Genomic DNA, 15,621 nt, shown 5'->3' on the forward strand with positions numbered 1-15,621 from the left:
GCCCACCATGCGTCCGCAGGGAGTGCCCCGCAACGCGCGGTGGACCGTCCGGCTCGCCGTCCTAGTCGGGCGGCTCGGCGGCCGCCGGCCGCTCGCTGGGAGACGGCTGGGCGGGAGCGGGACGCGGCTCGCCCGGCCGAGGGCCGCGTTGCGCGTGCGCGGGGTCCCGGGGAGTCGGGTCGGGCTTCCGGGGCGTCGGCCCGGAGCCTTCGGATTCTGTTTCGGACGCCTTCCGGTCCATACGGTTCACCTCGGTCTCTTTCGCCCTCGAGGGTGGTCGTGCGCCGTACGCGCGCTTCTGCGTCTGCCCGGCCGGACGCGTTCCAATCAGTCGCGGCGGATCGGGAGGGGCACGGATACGCGCGGTTTTCGAGGGCAGACGGCGTCTGAAGCGCCACGGCGGTTCCGACCGTTCCGCCGACATTTCCAACGCGAGAATGAGGTACTCATGATTGCCGTCGGGTTGATCCTCCTGCTCATCGGATTCCTGACCGGGGTCTCCTTCCTGTGGACCCTCGGGGTCATCCTGCTCGTGGTGGGCGCGGCGCTGTGGATCCTGGGCTCGGTCGGGCACGCGGTCGGCGGCCGACGCCATTATTGGTAGACCACGAGGTGGCCGAATCGGGCCTGTCCGGTCGATCATGACCGGGCAGGCCTCGGTACGTTGGGCCGCATGACCTTCCGCCGAGCACGGCACCGACGCGGTGATGGCGAAGATCGTCTTCGCCACAGCGCCGGCTCTGCGCGACACCGGCTACCGGCTGTCCCTCGCCAGGTTGTAGACCAGGATGAGGATCGCCGCCGCCATCACGGCCAGGTGGACCCAGACCGGGGCGTCCACGACACTCGCACTCGCAGTCGTACTCACAGTCGTCATGTCCCGCGCCTGCCCGCGCTGCGCCGGACAACGCCTTGCGGGCGACGAATTCGGGCGGGCCCGGTCGTCACCTTCAGGGGATGCGCGTGCCGTCGAGGGGCAGCGCGGCGCCGACCTCGTACACGGCGGCGAAGGGCGTGCGGTGCAACTCGTCGGAGGTGAGGAGGGACCCGCCCCCTTCGACGAGACCGCCGGCGACTTCGCGGGCGAGCTCGCCGACCAGGCGGGCGTGGACGACGGCGGGGTCGGGCACGTACAGGTAGCGGCCGATCGGCCGCACGTCCGGCGCCGACAGGTTGCGGCGCTCCATGAGCGACGCACCGGAGGGCAGCACGGTGGCCCTGCGCACCGGGACGGGCGAGGGCGTCCGCTGCACGTCAAGGCCGAACCACACCACCGCTTCCTGGATCCGTCCCTCATGGGAGATCCACTCCACCTCGTCGGCCCCTGCGAGGCCGGTCGGCGGGACCTGGCCCGGAAGATCCGGCGCGAGCCTGACCCAGCCGTAACCGGTCGTCCGCACCCGGTCCAACGCCCAGGACAGCGGCGGATCGTAGGTTTCGGCATCCGGTACCCCGTCCGGCCCGTCCCGCCGCATCAGGTCGATGAACACGGCTTCGCCCCGGCTGTCGAACTCCGTGACGTCCTCGCAGGTCGGGTAGAGGTTCGCGTCGTGCATTCCCGGCAGGTTCGCCCTGGCGATCTCGACGGTCAGCGGGTCCGCGTCGACGGCGTCGGTGTGGTGCGACCAGCCCAGTACGAGGGCGTCGGCGCCGCTGCCGAGGCACATCGCGTCGATCAGCACGACGCCGACCTCGTGCAGGACGCGGTCCAGCTTGTACTCGGACACGGCGAGGTGGGACGACAGCTCGACGCTGTCGGGGGTGAAGTACAGGCGGGCCGCGTACTCCCCGTACTTCGCCGCGGCCCGCCGACGCAACCGGACCTGCTCCCGGGCGGCGGACACCAGTGCGGCAGGATGTTCGCGCAGCAGGCCGGCCACCGTCGCGGCCTCCCCGACCGGGTCGTCGGCCTGCAGGGCGGCCAGCACCTGCTGGCCTTCATCGGCCAGCAGGGCCCGGAGCGTCTCAAGATCCATCCGGTCATTCAAGCAGGCCAAGAGGGGGTGGGCGCGGCCGCGGCCGCGCCCACCCCCTCGCGGTGGCAAGATCCGAAAGAGACGGCCTAGAAGGCCGCGCGGCAGTTCACGAGCTTCGTGGTGCCCACCTTGCGGTCGCAGGCGTACGCCTTCACGTCCTTCTTGTTCTTGAAGGTCCAGCTCTTCGAGCCGTTGACCACCGCCACCTTGTTCTTCACCGGCACCCAGGCACCGCCCACCCAGTCCTGGTAGGACAGGGCGAGCACGGCCTCGTACCCGTCGCCCGCCACCTTGTCCTTGGCGTAGGCGCCCTGGAACGACCCGGCGTAGAGCTTCTCCTGCGAACCGGGGATCGAGCCCGCCACGTGGTACTCGTACGTGCCGCCGACCTCGGCCTTACCGCTGGTGGAGGTCTTGTTGAAGCCGATGGTGGCGGCGCTGGCCGTGCCGGCCAGCCCGACGACGAGGGCGGAGGCAAGGGCTGAGGCTCCGAAGAGCGCGCGCTTCACGACGATGGTCATGGCTGTGTCTCCCTTTCCGGGGGATGCAGAGGATCGATTGAGGTGCCGCCGCCGTGTGTTCCTGCGGCCCGGCGAGACAGAAAACTAGGCTGGTTGCGGGCCGCCGCGCGGCACGCACCGGGATGATCCGGATCTCCACCCGGTGCGGGTGGCGGCCGCCGGGCCTGCAACTCCCGCGGTAGCAGGGGCATGCGGACGCGGTAGAGCCCGTCGTGCCCGGGGCCCATGGCCCAGGCCGGGCCACGACCCGTAGGCTGCGCCGATGCACGCTGGATTGGGGTTGCGCGACAGGCTCGCGGAAGGCCACAGACATCGGTTCCCGTTCCCGTTCCCGTTTCCGGTCCGGTACCGGTCCCTGGCCATCGACTCGGCGCTCGCGCTGGGCTATGCCGGCGCGGGACTTCTGCTGGGCCGGGAGCAACCGCCGGTGGGATGGCAGCCGTTGGACGAGCTGGGCGCGGTCCTGACCGTTCTGGTGGGTCTGGTGCTGCTCGCCCGTCGGATCGCGCCCGTCGCGGCATTCGCCGCCAGCAGCGCGCTGTGGGTCGTGTTCATCACCTGCGGGTACTGGCCCGTGGTCAATTCGATGCCACCGCTCCTGGGCCTGTACACGGTGGCGGCGACCCGCACCCTGCGTACGTCCGTCGCGTGCGCGGCGGTCGTGACCGGTACCTGGGTGTACGCCGGGCTGGCCAACGCGGAGAACAGCTCCATGCCCACCGTCCTCGCCCAGGCCGTCCTGTTCCCGGCGGTGGTGTTCGTCGTCGGTCGCGGCTCGGGCCGACTCGCCGAACGCAACCGGCAGTTCGCCGAGCTCACCTTCCAACTGCGCCGGCAGCAGGAGGAGAACGCCCGCCGGGCCCTCACCGAGGAACGGGTACGCATAGCGCGCGAACTCCACGACGTGGTCGCGCACCACATGTCCGTGATCTCGTTGCAGGCCGGGATGGCCTCGTACGTGTTCCCCACCGACCCGGCGTCCAGCCGGCAGGCCCTCGACACCATCGCCGGCACCAGCAGGGAAGCGCTGGAGGAGATGCGCCGCATGCTCTTCCTGCTGCGTGTCGGCCAGGAGGACCAGTCGGAAGGGCGGGCGGATCCGGACGACCCCGGAGCGTTGGAGCCCGGGGGCGGCGCCTATGCCCCCGCCCCCGGGCTGGACCTGCTCGACAGACTCCTCGACCGGGTGCGGGGCGCGGGGGTCCAGGTCACCATGGAGGTCGTCGGTTCCCCCGTGCGCCTCCCGCAGGGCATGGCACTCTGCGTCTACCGGGTGATCCAGGAGGCACTGACCAACGTGCTCAAGCACGCGGGGCCCACCAGCGCCGCCGTCATCATCCGCTACGAGAGCCGCACCGTCGTCGTGACCGTCACCGACGAGGGAAGCGCCGACGAGGGTAGCGCCGACGAAGGAAGCGGCGACGAAGGAAGCGGCGCGTTCCGGCCAAAAACCGTGATCACAGCTGGTCACGGCTTGATCGGGATGCGGGAACGCGCGAAGATCTACGGCGGGTCGGTCACCGCCGGCCGCCGCGCCCCCGGTGGATTCGAGGTGCGACTCGTCCTTCCGGCACCCACCGCCGGTGACCGGCCGGACGGTCGCCCGGCCCCGGGTTCCGGGGACGCCCGTTCCCGATGAGGATTTCCCGATGCCCACGGTACTGGTGGTCGACGATCAGGTACTGATCCGCGCCGGACTCGTCTCCCTGCTCAACGCCGCGCCCGGCCTGACCGTGGTCGGCGAGGCGTGCGACGGGGACGAAGCCGTCCGACTGGCCGAGACCACCGCACCCGACGTCATCCTCATGGACCTGCGGATGCCGGGTACCGACGGCATCACCGCGATGGAACACATCCTCGGCAGGGCCGCGGCGGGTGACAGTGCTCCGAGGATCCTCGTCCTGACCACCTTCGACCTGGACGAATACGTCTACAACGCCCTGCGCGCGGGCGCCTGCGGGTTCCTCCTCAAGGAGACGCCCCCGGAGCGGCTGGTCGCCGCCATCCACACCGTAGCCTCGGGCGACATGCTCTTCGCGCCGACCGTCACCAGGCGCCTGATCGAGGCGTACCACCCGGGACCGGCGTCGCCGAGGACGATCGCCCCGGAATGGGACACCGTCACCAGCCGTGAACGCGACGTGCTGCGGCTCGTGGCCACGGGAGCGACCAACACGGACGTCGCCCAGCAGCTCTTCATCAGCGAAGCCACCGTGAAGACCCACCTCAACCGCGCGATGGCCAAGCTCGGCCTCTCCAGCCGTGCCCAGGTCGTCGTCTTCGCGTACGAGACCGCCCTCGTGACCCCGGGCGGCCCGACCGCGCTGCCCTGACCGAGCCCGGCCCTGACAGCCCGGCCCCTGACGGCGGCCCGGCTCAGGGCCGCCGGTCCTCCTCGTGGCGCGGTCGCGGTCCGTCACCGACCCGCATCGACAGCGGTGGCACCTTGCCCAGTGCCACGAGCCGGTGGCGTACGACCATGACGACCGCCGCCGCCGCGACGACGACCACCCCGCCCAGGCGCAGGATCGCGTCGTAGGCCTCCTCGGGCGGCCGCTGCGGGGTCATGGCCGAGATCGCCGCAGCCGCCCCCGCCAGGGCAATCGCGCCCAGCGTGACCAGGAACGTCAGCAGGACGCCCGACGCCTCGCCCGCCCTGGCCGGTGCGACGACCTGCTGCGTCGCCACGCTGGAGTAGGTCCAGCCCAGCCCCAGGCCCAGGCCGCACCACGCGAACACCGGCACGTAAAGCCACCACGCGCCGACCCCGGCCAGCGCGTACATTCCCGTCCCCGCTACGGCCCCCGCCAGTGCCATCACCGCGGTCGCCCGCATGTGCCGGCCCAGCCGCACACCGAGCGGCCCGCTGAGCGCCACCAGCAGGGCCGGGGCCAGGAACACCGTGCCCGCCACGAGCGGCGAGAGCCCGCGTACGCCCTGGAGGTAGAGCGTGGCGAGGAAGACGGTGACGCCGTAGCCCATGTTCGTGAGCGATCCCATCGCCGTGACCAGCACGTACGGGATGTTGCGGAACAGCCGCAGATCGACCAGCGGGTGCCGGGCGCGCCGCTCCCGTACGACGAACAGCCCGCCGGCCGCCACGGCCACGGCGAAGAAGGCGAGGGTGCGGGCGCTCTCCCAGCCCCAGGCGTCACCGCGCTCCACGGCCAGCGTCAGGGCCGCCAGCGAGCACACGATCAGGGCGCAGCCGAGGAGGTCGAGCTGGCGCGGCGCCGACGCGTCGCGCGAGTCCGGTACGCAGACGAGGGCGATCAGCAGCGAGAGCGCGCTCAGCGGCGCCATCAGCCAGAAGATCCATCGCCAGCCGGGACCCTCGGTGAGGCCCCCACCCACGAAGGGCCCGAGCGCGGTCCCTATGTTGGCGACTCCGAACACCGCGCCCAGGGCCTTGGCCCGGGTCTCCTCCGGAAAGGTGTTGGTGATCACGGCCACGGACACGGGGAAGACGAAGGCCGCGCCCACCCCCTGCGCGACCCGGGCCGCCACCAGCGGCCCGAGGCCGGGAGCCAGCGCGCAGCCGACGGAACCGGCCGCGAACAGGGCCGTCCCGGCCAGCAGAGTGCCGCGCCGGCCGAAGACGTCCCCCACCCGGCCGCCGACGATGAAGAAGCAGCCGATGGCGAGCATGTACGCGGACAGGGTCCACTGCGCGGCCGAGACCGTGATGCCGAGCTCCGCCGAGATGCCGGGAATGGCGAGGTTGAGCGCGAAGAAGTCGAGCTGGATGCAGAACAGGGCGAGGGCGACCGCGACGAAGGCCCCCTTCCTCCGCGCGGTCGGCGAAGACTCAGCGCGCATGAGGGCGTTCCTCTCGGCCGACGCGGTCGCGGCGGCACGGCCGACGGCCGCACGCGCGCCCTCGTCCCATTGTGGAGGCGCCCGCGACGGTCCGCAGTTCCACGCGGCGCGCCGCGTCGCGCGTGATCGCGGTTTCCCGGGTTCGGCGGCCCGCCGGCGCTCGGAGGTTGCGGTGCGGTGCGATGCGACACGCATGCGGTCAGCGTGCTCCCGGCACAGAGAGGCGGTTTCCATGCCCGGACGGATGGACCTGGCGTGCACCACGGCCGGCGGTGCCGTCGGCGCCACCGCTGCGAGGTGCCTAAAGATTCGCTCAAACGTCGTCCCAACTCACTCGGAATTGTGATCAGTTGATGTCAAGATCGGTCCTTCGCGTCCGGAACGCGCCGTCGTTGCGCGCCATTGCTCGGGGAGAGGACGTACATCGCATGTCTGCCGGTCCGTCGCCGTTCGTACCGCCCGCACAGTCCAGCCAGCCTGCTCCGCCCGCGAGGGGCAACCGACTGGCCGGCGCCGTGCTGACCGTCGCCACGGTCCTGGTGGGCCTGATGGCCGGGCTGTTCTTCGCGTTCGACGTCTCCGTGATGCCCGGGCTCGCGGCGGGGGACGAGCAGACGTACGTCACGGCGATGCGTGCCTTCAACAAGGCCATCGACGGCAACCCGCTCTTCGGGATGGTGTTCCTGCTGGCGCTGGTGGCCGCCGTGCTGTCGGCGGTCCTGGAGTTCCGCGGCGGGCGGCGGGCGGCCGCCCTGTGGGTGGGCGCGGCCGCCGCGGCCTACCTCGTCGTCCTGCTGGTCACCTTCACCGTGAACATCCCCCTCAACAACGAGCTCGCGGACGCCGGCGACGTCGCCGGGATGAAGGACTTCGAGATCGTCGAGCGGTTCAGGACGACCTGGGTGACCACCAACATCATCCGCACGCTGCTGTGCACCACCGCCCTGGCCGCCCTCGCCCGCGCCCTGCTCCTCCACGGCCGCACCACCCGCTGAACGCCCGCCCGGCCCGGCCGGCCCCGGCACCCTCCCCGGCGCGTCAGTGCAGGACCAGCGCCCAGGCGAGGAGGCCGAGGGCGATCGTGCACAGCACGGCCCGCCACACGTTGGCGCGTACCCACGGCCCTTCGAAGGCGCGGCGGACCGCCGGGGGGTCGCCGATGCGGTCGACCGGGCCGGCCTGTTCCAGGGCGTTGTTCAGCGGGATGTTGATCCTGGCCGTCACGACCATCGCCGCGAGGTACGCGACGAGTGCGCCGATCAGCGGCCCCAGCGCGTCCCGACCGCCGCTGCCGACGGCGTGGAGCACCACCGCGGCCGCGCTGAAGACGAGCGCGCCGACGTAACCCAGCAGGAACCAGCCGTTGAGGATCGCCACGTTGATCCGCTGCATGGTCTCGATGACGGTGCGGTCGCCGGCCACCCGGAGCCCCGGCATCACGGATACGGAGAAGCCGTAGAAGAGGCCGCTCATCCAGCCGATGGTGATCGTCGCGGCGATCATCGTCGCCAACCGTGCCGTTTCCACGTGGGGCTCCCCCGGATCGAGAATCAGGTCGAGAACTGGTCTTCGAACGGTCAAGTCCCGCCGATCATAGGGTGCGGGGGACCGGTTCGAGCCCGCGTAGGCTGGCCCGGCCTTCGCGTCACCTCCCAGCGCCTCGACCTCCCAGCACTCCCAGCACCCCACACCACCGCCGAACGGAGCCGCCCGCCATGCTGACCGCCCTCACCGGTGTCCACGGGGACCGCGCGGACGCCGTCACCGTCGCCGGCCGTACCGCCTCCTACGAGGAACTCCTGGCGGCCGCCCGCCAGGTGGCCGCCGATCTCGCCGCATCGGGGGTCCCCGCGTTCGCGGTGACCGCGACGGCCTCCCTGGAGACGGTGGCCGCCGTGGTCGGCGCGCTGCTCGCCGGCGTGCCGTGCGTTCCGCTGCCGCCCGACGCGGGTCCGGCCGAGCTCGGCCACATCCTGCGCGACTCCGGGGCCCGCACCATCGAGGTCGACTTCGCCCGCCGCTCGGACAGGACCCCCGCCCCCGCCGCCGTGCGCACCCCCGACGATCCCGCGCTGATCCTCTACACCTCCGGTACCACCGGCGCCCCCAAGGGCGTGGTCCTCAGCAGCGCCGCGATCACCGCCGACCTGGACGCCCTCGCCGAGGCCTGGCAGTGGACCGCCGACGACACCCTGGTCCACGGACTCCCGCTGTTCCACGTCCACGGTCTCGTCCTCGGAGTCCTCGGCGCCCTGCGCACCGGCAGCCGCCTCGTGCACACCGGCCGGCCGACGCCCGAGGCGTACGCGGCCGCGGGCGGGAGCCTGTACTTCGGCGTGCCGACCGTGTGGTCCCGTATCGCCCGCGAGCCGCACGCCGCTGCCGCCCTGTCGGGGGCCCGGCTCCTGGTGTCGGGCAGTGCGGCGCTGCCCGCGCCGGTCTTCCGGGACATCGAGGGCGCGAGCGGACACCGCATCGTCGAGCGGTACGGGATGACGGAGACGCTGATCACCGTCAGCGGCCGGGCCGGCGGCGACCTCCACCCGGGTACCGTCGGCACCCCGCTGCCGGGCATCGCCACCCGCATCGCGGCCGAGGACGGTGCGGAGATCGGCGAACTCCAGCTGACCGGACCCACCTTGTTCTCCGGCTACCTCGGCCGGCCCGAGGCGACCGCCGCCGCGTACACCGAGGACGGCTGGTTCCGTACGGGCGACATCGCGGCCGTCGACGAGAAGGACGGCGTCCACCGGATCGTGGGCCGCGCCTCCACCGACATGATCAAGTCGGGCGGCTACCGGATCGGCGCGGGCGAGATCGAGAACGCCCTCCTGGACCACCCCCGGGTGCGGGAGGCGGCCGTGGTCGGTGTCCCCGACGCGGACCTCGGCCAGCGGATCGTCGCGTTCGTCGTCGCCGAGGGCGTCACGGGAGCCGAGCTCACCGACTTCGTCGCCGCCCACCTGTCGGTCCACAAACGCCCCCGCGAGGTCCGCTTCGTCGGGGCGATCCCGCGCAACGCCATGGGCAAGCCCCAGAAGCGCCTGCTCCTGGACCCTCCCGCGCCCGGCGACCGCGCCTGAGCCCCCGTGCCCCGCGGTGCCCCCCGCAGGAGGCGGAGCCGGCCCCGGCAACGGCCCTCGGCCCGCCGCCTACGTGCGGCGACCCCGCCGGCAGCGGATGCCCCACTCGCCAGTGGGCGAGAAGGTCTCGCCGCTCTTGGAGCCGGCTCATGGATCGTCGCCGACCGCTTCGGTCACGAGCAGGCTCCGATCCGCAGGCAGAACGGACGTCGGGTCGAAGCAGCGCGCCGGACGCCAGCCCGGACCTCCGGTCGAACCGCCGAGCGGCGTTCCGGATGCCGGAGATCCGAGAGGTCAGATCCGGGTGCGGGTCCACACCGTGCCGCGGGCCTCGTACTCCAGCATGGCCTCGATGCCGGTCGCCGCGTCGGCGCCGAGTTCGCGGCGCACGAGCCACAGTGCGAGCTCCAGGCCGGAGGTGATGCCTCCGGCCGTCACCAGATCGCCGTCGTCCACCACGCGCGCGTTCTTCAGCACGCCGCCCTCCCGCTCCAGGTCCGGGCGCGCCGTGTGGTGGGTGGTGCAGGGGCGGCCCCGGGTCAGCCCGGCGGCCGCCAGCAGCATCACGCCCGTGCACAGCGCGGCGACGGTGAGGCCGCAGCGTGGCGCCGCAACCAGCGCGCGCGGAAGGGTGCCCCGCCGGATCTCCGCCCACACCCCGGGGTTCTCGCGGCGGGCGTAGCCGCCGCCCGGTACGACGACGACGTCGGCCTCCTGCGGGGCCCAGCCGTGTTCGACGCCGACCCGCGTCCCGTACGACGCCCGCACGAAGCGGGGGCGGGAGGTGGTGACGTACCGGACCTCGACCGCCCGGTCCGTGGGGTCGGGACGGCGGCCGACCGGTGTCCCGCGTCTCCCACAGGGGGTCGAAGGGACCGACGCCCGAGTTCCCCGCGCACCGTGTGGTGCGCCCACAACCCCGTGCGCCGATCGGCGGCCGATCGGCCCCGGACGTCAGACAGTTGACGGGTGATGTACCGGGCGGCGGCCGTGAGGATGGTCGTCATGGATCCCGAACTCGAAGCCTTCGTCCCCTTCCTCCCCGAGACCGACTGGGCCGACCCGGCCGCCGCCCGCAAGATCTACGCCGGGCTGGCCGCCTCGCGCCCCGCCCCGGACCTCGCCGGCCTGGAGATCGAGGACCGCACGGTCCCCGGTGAACCCGCCGTGCCCGTACGGATCTACCGCCCGCACCGCGCCCGTGGCGGCGCCGTCGTATGGCTCCGCGGCGGCGGGCTCATCATGGGCGACCTGGAGACCGAGCACCCGTGGGCCGCCCGGATCGCCGACAGCACGGACGCGGTGGTGATCTCGGTCGACTACCGCGCGGCTCCCGAGCACCGCTTCCCGGCCGCCCTGGACGACGCGTACGCCGTATTGGCCTGGACGGCCGAGCACGCCGCCGAGCTCGGCATCGACCCCGAACGGATCGCGGTCGCAGGGCACAGCGCCGGCGCCGGGCTCGCGGCCGCGGCGGCCCTGCGGGCGCGCGACGAGCAGGGGCCGCCGATCCGCTTCCAGCTGCTCAACGAGGCCGGCCTCGACGACCGTCAGGAGACCTGGTCGGCCCGGCACTTCACCGACACCCCCTGGCTGGACCGCGGCAAGATCGCCCAGGCGTGGCGGCACTACCTCGGCCCGCGGCCCGCCACCCCGTACGCCGCCCCGGCCCGGGCCGCCGACCTGTCCGGCCTGCCGCCCGCCTACATCGCCACCTCGGAGTTCGACCCGAACCGCGACGACGGCATCGCCTACGCGCTGCGGCTGCTCCAGGCCGGCGTACCGGTGGAACTGCACCAGTACCCCGGAACCTTCCACGGCTCGCAGGCGATCCTCTCCGCGGCCGTGTCCCAGCGCCAGAATGCCGACCTCACCGCGGCCCTGCGCCGCGCGCTCGCCGAGTGAGCACCCGCATCGATCACGAAGGGACGGACACCATGAAGATCCGAACGGCACTGTGCGCGACCCTGGCCGTACTGACCGCCTGCGCGGGCACGCTGGCCGCAGCCCCCACCCCCTCGACCGGCCCCGACCGGGCGGCGCTGAAGTCCGCCATGGAAGGGGTCCGGCAGGCAGGGGTGCCGGGACTGTACGCAGAAGTACGCGCCTCCGGCGGCGGCGTCTTCGGCGGGGACACGGGCCGGACCTGGCGCGGCGCCTCCGGGGTCGCCGATCTCGACACCGGCCGCCCCGTACGGCCCGACATGCGCCACCGCGTCGGCAGCGTCACCAAGACCTTCACCGCCGTCGCCGTCATGCAGCAGGCCGAACAGGGCCGGATCCGGCTCGACGCCCCGATCGGCGACTACCTGCCGGCCCTCGTGCCGGGAGAGCGCGGCAGGAAGATCACAGTCCGGATGCTGCTCAACAACACCAGCGGCATTCCGGATTACATCCCCTACGCGTTCCCGTCCCTCCAGACGTTCCCCTCGCCTTCTTCGGCCAAGAGCCTCGACGACAACCGGTTCAGGCAGTTCCGCCCGGCCGAGCTCATCGCGCTCGGACTCGCGGCCCCTCCCGCCGGCGAACCGGGAGCCGCCACCGGGGTCTACTCCAACACCAACTACCTCCTCCTCGGCCAACTCCTCGAACACGCGACCGGAACCACGGCCGAGGAGTACATCACCCACCACGTCATCGAACGCGCCGGGCTACGGAACACCGAGTTCCCGTCCGGGACGCGCATCGACGGACCGCACTCACGGATGTACGAAGCCCTCTACGGCGTGCTCGACCCGCCGCGCGACTACAGCGTCTACGACATGTCCTGGACGGGCACGGGAGCCGCCCTCGTATCGACCATGGAGGACCTCAACCGCTTCTACGCCAAGCTGCTCGACGGCAGGCTCGTCAACCAGCGGTCGCTGGCGGAGATGCAGCGCACGATCCCGGTCCGCGCCCTGGACGGATCGACCATCCAGTACGGCCTCGGCCTGCACAAGGTCACCGTCCCGGGCTGCGGCACCTTCTGGGGCCACGACGGCACGGTGTGGGGAGCGCGGACGATGTCCCTGACCCGGGCCGACGGCAAGCGCCAGATGTCCGTGGGCGTCAATCTGGAGAGGTGGAACAGGCCGGACTCTTCCGGCCGGCCGCAACACCACCCCATCGACGACGCACTCTCGACGCTGTACCGGACGGCGATGTGCGCCGCCACCCCGGAATGACCATGACCGCACACACGAACAGGTCGAGCCCGCGACCGGCCGGGTGACCCCGGCCGGTCCGACGGCCGCGTACGGCGCCGCCGGGCACGCTCGCGGGCGAGGATGCACGAGCTCGTTCCTCTCGGCAGCGAGCCGACGCCGATACCCGCCGACCGCGCCGGCCGCCGACGCGGGGGAGAGGGAGGAGACCCACGATGCCGTCGCAGGGAACCGCCAAGCAGCCCACGACCGAACTCGACGCCCGCTACAGCTCCGCGCTCAACCCGCGCCCGGGTGCCTCCGACGTCACCGCCACCGACTGGTCCGAGGCCGAGCGGCAGCTGGGCGCCGCCGAGATCTTCTGGCTGTCCACGGTACGGCCCGACGGCCGCCTCCACGTCACCCCCGTGATCGCCGCCTGGCACGACGGGGTCATGTACTTCTCCACCGGACCGGAGGAGCAGAAGGCGAAGAACCTGGCGCACGACGGCCACTGCGCGCTGACCACCGGGGGGAACTCGCTCACCGAAGGCCTGGACCTCGTGGTCGAGGGCAGGGCGCAGCAGATCTCGGATCCTGCCCGGCTGGAGGAGGTGATCACGGCGTACGAGACGAAGTACGGTGCGCACATCACCTCCCCCGAGGGCACCTTCCACGGCATCGACGACGCGTTCCGGCAGGGAACCGCGGTGGTGTTCGCGGTGGCCCCGACCACGGCGTACGGGTTCGGCCGCGACGGCGGCGTCTACAGCCACACCCGGTGGACCTTCTGAGCAAGCCCACCCCTCGACTCACCCGGACGGGCCGGCGTTCAGCCGGGCGTTGATCCGGGCGGCCTGACGCGTCAGATGGTCGCGTTCGGCGAGGTTCGGAGCCTTCAGGGCCGCTTCCGCGTACAGCCGCGCCGCCGTCGCCGGGTCACCGTCGCGCTCGTGGAGGTACGCAGCCACCGCGGTGTGGCGGGGCAGCGTGCCGTCCACCGCCGCGAGCGCCGCCAGGCCGGCCCGCGGCCCGTCGGCCTCGCCGACGGCCACCGCGCGGTTGAGCCGTACGACCGGGCTGTCGGTCAGGCGTGCGAGCTCGTCGTACCACTCGACGATCTGCGGCCAGTCGGTCTCCCCGGCGGTGGGCGCGTCCGCATGGAGCGCCGCGATGGCGGCCTGGGCCTGGAACTCACCCAGCCGGTCGCGGGCCAGCGCCCCCTGCAGCACCGCGACGCCCTCGGCGATCATCCTCGTGTCCCACCGGCCCCGGTCCTGCCCGGCGAGCGGCACCAGGCCGCCGTCGGCCGCGGTGCGAGCGGCCCGCCGGGCATGGTGGAGCAGCATGAGCGCGAGCAGCCCCGCCACCTCGGGATGGTCCACGCGGGCCGCCAGCTGCCGGGTGAGCCGGATGGCCTCCGCAGCGAGGTCGACGTCGCCGGAGTAGCCCTCGTTGAACACCAGGTACAGGACGCGCAGCACGGTGGCGACGTCACCGGGCTGGTCGAACCGCACTCCGGAGACGGTGCGCTTGGCCCGGCTGATCCGCTGCGCCATGGTCGCCTCGGGCACCAGATAAGCCTGGGCGATCTGGCGGGTGCTGAGCCCGCCGACGGCCCGCAGCGTGAGCGCGACCGCGGACGACGGCGTCAGCGACGGGTGCGCGCACAGGAAGTAGAGCTGGAGCGTGTCGTCCGCCGCGGGTGCGGGGCCGGGCGTCGGCTCCCGGTCGACGAGGTCCTCCCGCCGGCGGCGGGAGGCGTCCGCCCGGGTCGCGTCGAGGAACCGGCGCCACGCCACGGTGACCAGCCAGCCCTTCGCGTCCCGCGGCGGGTCGTCGGGCCAGACGCGGACCGCCTCGACCAGCGCGTCCTGGACGGCGGCGCCGGCCGCCGCGAAATCGGCTCCGCGGCGGACGAGGACGGCGAGCACGCCGGGCGTGAGGCTCCGCAGGAGGACCTCGTTCATCCCGGGGTCACTCCGTGATGGTGGGCGGCGCGGACAGGAACGGGCGCACCTCGAGCCACTCGTGGATCGGCTTCCCGCCCGCCCCCGGAGCGGCCGACAGCTCCCCGGCCAGCTCTACGGCGCGCTCGTAGCCGTCGACGTCGATCACCATCCAGCCGGCGATCAGGTCCTTGGTCTCGGCGAACGGCCCGTCGGTGACAGGCGGCCGCCCCTCACCGTCGTACCGGACCCACGCCCCCTCGGGCGCCAGCGCCTGTCCGTCGACGAACTCGCCGGTCTTCTCGAGCCGCGCCGCGAAGTCGTTCATGTACTGCACGTGGTCGGAGATCTCGTCCTGCGTCCACCGGTCCATGGGCACGTCGTTGACCGCAGCGGGGGCGCCTCGGTAGTGCTTGAGCAGCAGGTACTTCGCCATGGTGCATCTCCTCGGTGCTGGTGCGACCCATTCTGGTCGCCTTCACACCGGGGACGGAGCAGGAAACCGCTTCTCGACATCCCGGCCATGACTTTTTCGGCGGAACGCGCCGGACCGGGCGGAGCGACCATCGAAATGATGATGCCCGGGCGCCAGTCGGGCTGAGCGCCGCACGCCTGCGCCCCCTCGGCGGGCAGTGGCTCTACCGTGCCAGCAACCCGTCCACATGCCGGACTGCGTCCCACCGCTCCGGCGTTCCCTTGGAGGTCATGATGTCCCGCCCATCACAGCCGTTCGGCACGGTCGTCAGCACCGCCGGCGTCAACCTGCGGCAGTATCCGAGCACGGACTCCTCCGTCGTCGGCAACCTGACCCACGGTACCGAGATCGGTCTGCACAGCAAGGTGCACGCCCAGACCATCGACGGCAACAGCATCTGGTACCTGCTGCGTGACGAGGCCGTCTGGGTCGCGGCGCGCCACGTCGACAACACCGGAGAGGTGCCGCTGTCCAAGGACGTCCATCCGGCTTCCCCCCAGGGCTGAGAGGCCGGACGTCGCACGGAAGGGGGCGCGGAGTGTTGTCCGCGCCCCCTTTGCCCAGCGTCCGTGGTGGCGGACCGGAACGGCCGGGATGGCCCGTGGGGGGACCCCGGCCGGAGCGGGCGCCGCTCCCAAGGGGGGACGACGGGTCGATGACGTCAGTCCTTACG

The 15,621-nt window shown here is 72.5% G+C and carries 17 protein-coding genes; 9 read left to right on the forward strand and 8 right to left on the reverse strand.

The features are described 5' to 3' along the window. Positions 1-448 precede the first annotated feature (448 nt). Complete coding sequence (locus OHA91_RS37505; protein WP_167344734.1) at positions 449-604, forward strand: DUF6131 family protein; 156 nt, start codon at positions 449-451, stop codon at positions 602-604. A gap of 150 nt (positions 605-754) precedes the next feature. Here the strand turns inward: OHA91_RS37505 and OHA91_RS37510 are convergent, their stop codons facing one another. The 3 genes from OHA91_RS37510 to OHA91_RS37520 all read right to left on the reverse strand — a co-directional run bounded on the left by OHA91_RS37510 (position 755) and on the right by OHA91_RS37520 (position 2,497). After that, positions 755-877: a hypothetical protein gene (locus tag OHA91_RS37510; protein WP_266504637.1), complete on the reverse strand. Its 123-nt coding sequence runs from the start codon at positions 875-877 to the stop codon at positions 755-757. A gap of 73 nt (positions 878-950) precedes the next feature. Next, positions 951-1,976, reverse strand: a complete 1,026-nt coding sequence (locus OHA91_RS37515) for an SAM-dependent methyltransferase (protein ID WP_328740885.1) — start codon at positions 1,974-1,976, stop codon at positions 951-953. Positions 1,977-2,062: 86 nt separating this feature from the next. After that, positions 2,063-2,497 (reverse strand): hypothetical protein, encoded by a 435-nt coding sequence (locus OHA91_RS37520; RefSeq protein WP_266504632.1) that lies wholly within the window; start codon positions 2,495-2,497, stop codon positions 2,063-2,065. Between the two features lie 427 nt (positions 2,498-2,924). On the opposite strand from OHA91_RS37520, the gene OHA91_RS37525 reads away from it, so the two are divergent. Further along, a complete protein-coding gene (locus tag OHA91_RS37525) occupies positions 2,925-4,136 on the forward strand; it encodes a sensor histidine kinase (RefSeq protein ID WP_328740886.1) in 1,212 nt (403 codons plus the stop codon). 10 nt (positions 4,137-4,146) lie between these two features. Continuing rightward, entirely contained in the window at positions 4,147-4,830 is a 684-nt protein-coding gene (locus OHA91_RS37530) for a response regulator (RefSeq protein WP_266504629.1), read from the forward strand. A gap of 43 nt (positions 4,831-4,873) precedes the next feature. Here the strand turns inward: OHA91_RS37530 and OHA91_RS37535 are convergent, their stop codons facing one another. Then, complete coding sequence (locus OHA91_RS37535; RefSeq protein WP_328740887.1) at positions 4,874-6,316, reverse strand: MFS transporter; 1,443 nt, start codon at positions 6,314-6,316, stop codon at positions 4,874-4,876. Positions 6,317-6,744: 428 nt separating this feature from the next. Here OHA91_RS37535 and OHA91_RS37540 point away from each other — a divergent pair, with 428 nt between their 5' ends. Further along, positions 6,745-7,311 (forward strand): anthrone oxygenase family protein, encoded by a 567-nt coding sequence (locus OHA91_RS37540; protein WP_328740889.1) that lies wholly within the window; start codon positions 6,745-6,747, stop codon positions 7,309-7,311. A 43-nt stretch (positions 7,312-7,354) separates the two neighbouring features. Here the strand turns inward: OHA91_RS37540 and OHA91_RS37545 are convergent, their stop codons facing one another. After that, positions 7,355-7,843 (reverse strand): anthrone oxygenase family protein, encoded by a 489-nt coding sequence (locus tag OHA91_RS37545; RefSeq protein ID WP_037633030.1) that lies wholly within the window; start codon positions 7,841-7,843, stop codon positions 7,355-7,357. Between the two features lie 188 nt (positions 7,844-8,031). Here OHA91_RS37545 and OHA91_RS37550 point away from each other — a divergent pair, with 188 nt between their 5' ends. Beyond that, entirely contained in the window at positions 8,032-9,399 is a 1,368-nt protein-coding gene (locus OHA91_RS37550; protein ID WP_328740890.1) for an acyl-CoA synthetase, read from the forward strand. A gap of 294 nt (positions 9,400-9,693) precedes the next feature. Here OHA91_RS37550 and OHA91_RS37555 read toward each other — a convergent pair whose 3' ends face one another. Continuing rightward, on the reverse strand, positions 9,694-10,314 hold the full coding sequence (locus OHA91_RS37555) for a DJ-1/PfpI family protein (protein WP_408059217.1): 621 nt from the start codon (positions 10,312-10,314) through the stop codon (positions 9,694-9,696). Positions 10,315-10,404: 90 nt separating this feature from the next. Here OHA91_RS37555 and OHA91_RS37560 point away from each other — a divergent pair, with 90 nt between their 5' ends. The 3 genes from OHA91_RS37560 (at position 10,405) to OHA91_RS37570 (ending at position 13,318) form a co-directional block, all read left to right on the forward strand. Further along, positions 10,405-11,304: an alpha/beta hydrolase gene (locus OHA91_RS37560; RefSeq protein ID WP_031153772.1), complete on the forward strand. Its 900-nt coding sequence runs from the start codon at positions 10,405-10,407 to the stop codon at positions 11,302-11,304. A gap of 149 nt (positions 11,305-11,453) precedes the next feature. Next, entirely contained in the window at positions 11,454-12,566 is a 1,113-nt protein-coding gene (locus OHA91_RS37565) for a serine hydrolase domain-containing protein (protein ID WP_328741216.1), read from the forward strand. Between the two features lie 194 nt (positions 12,567-12,760). Beyond that, entirely contained in the window at positions 12,761-13,318 is a 558-nt protein-coding gene (locus tag OHA91_RS37570; RefSeq protein WP_031153767.1) for a pyridoxamine 5'-phosphate oxidase family protein, read from the forward strand. Positions 13,319-13,336: 18 nt separating this feature from the next. On the opposite strand, the gene OHA91_RS37575 is transcribed toward OHA91_RS37570, so the two are convergent. Both OHA91_RS37575 and OHA91_RS37580 read right to left on the reverse strand, forming a co-directional pair. Then, positions 13,337-14,494 carry an RNA polymerase sigma factor gene (locus OHA91_RS37575; RefSeq protein WP_328740892.1) on the reverse strand — a complete coding sequence of 386 codons (1,158 nt, stop codon included), beginning with the start codon at positions 14,492-14,494 and terminating at the stop codon, positions 13,337-13,339. Positions 14,495-14,501: 7 nt separating this feature from the next. After that, positions 14,502-14,909, reverse strand: coding sequence for a YciI family protein (locus OHA91_RS37580; protein ID WP_031153765.1), 408 nt, complete (start codon positions 14,907-14,909; stop codon positions 14,502-14,504). A gap of 272 nt (positions 14,910-15,181) precedes the next feature. On the opposite strand from OHA91_RS37580, the gene OHA91_RS37585 reads away from it, so the two are divergent. Continuing rightward, positions 15,182-15,454, forward strand: a complete 273-nt coding sequence (locus tag OHA91_RS37585) for an SH3 domain-containing protein (protein ID WP_037633053.1) — start codon at positions 15,182-15,184, stop codon at positions 15,452-15,454. Positions 15,455-15,621 lie beyond the last annotated feature (167 nt).

Source organism: Streptomyces erythrochromogenes (assembly GCF_036170895.1).
Classification (GTDB): Bacteria; Actinomycetota; Actinomycetes; order Streptomycetales; family Streptomycetaceae; genus Streptomyces; species Streptomyces erythrochromogenes.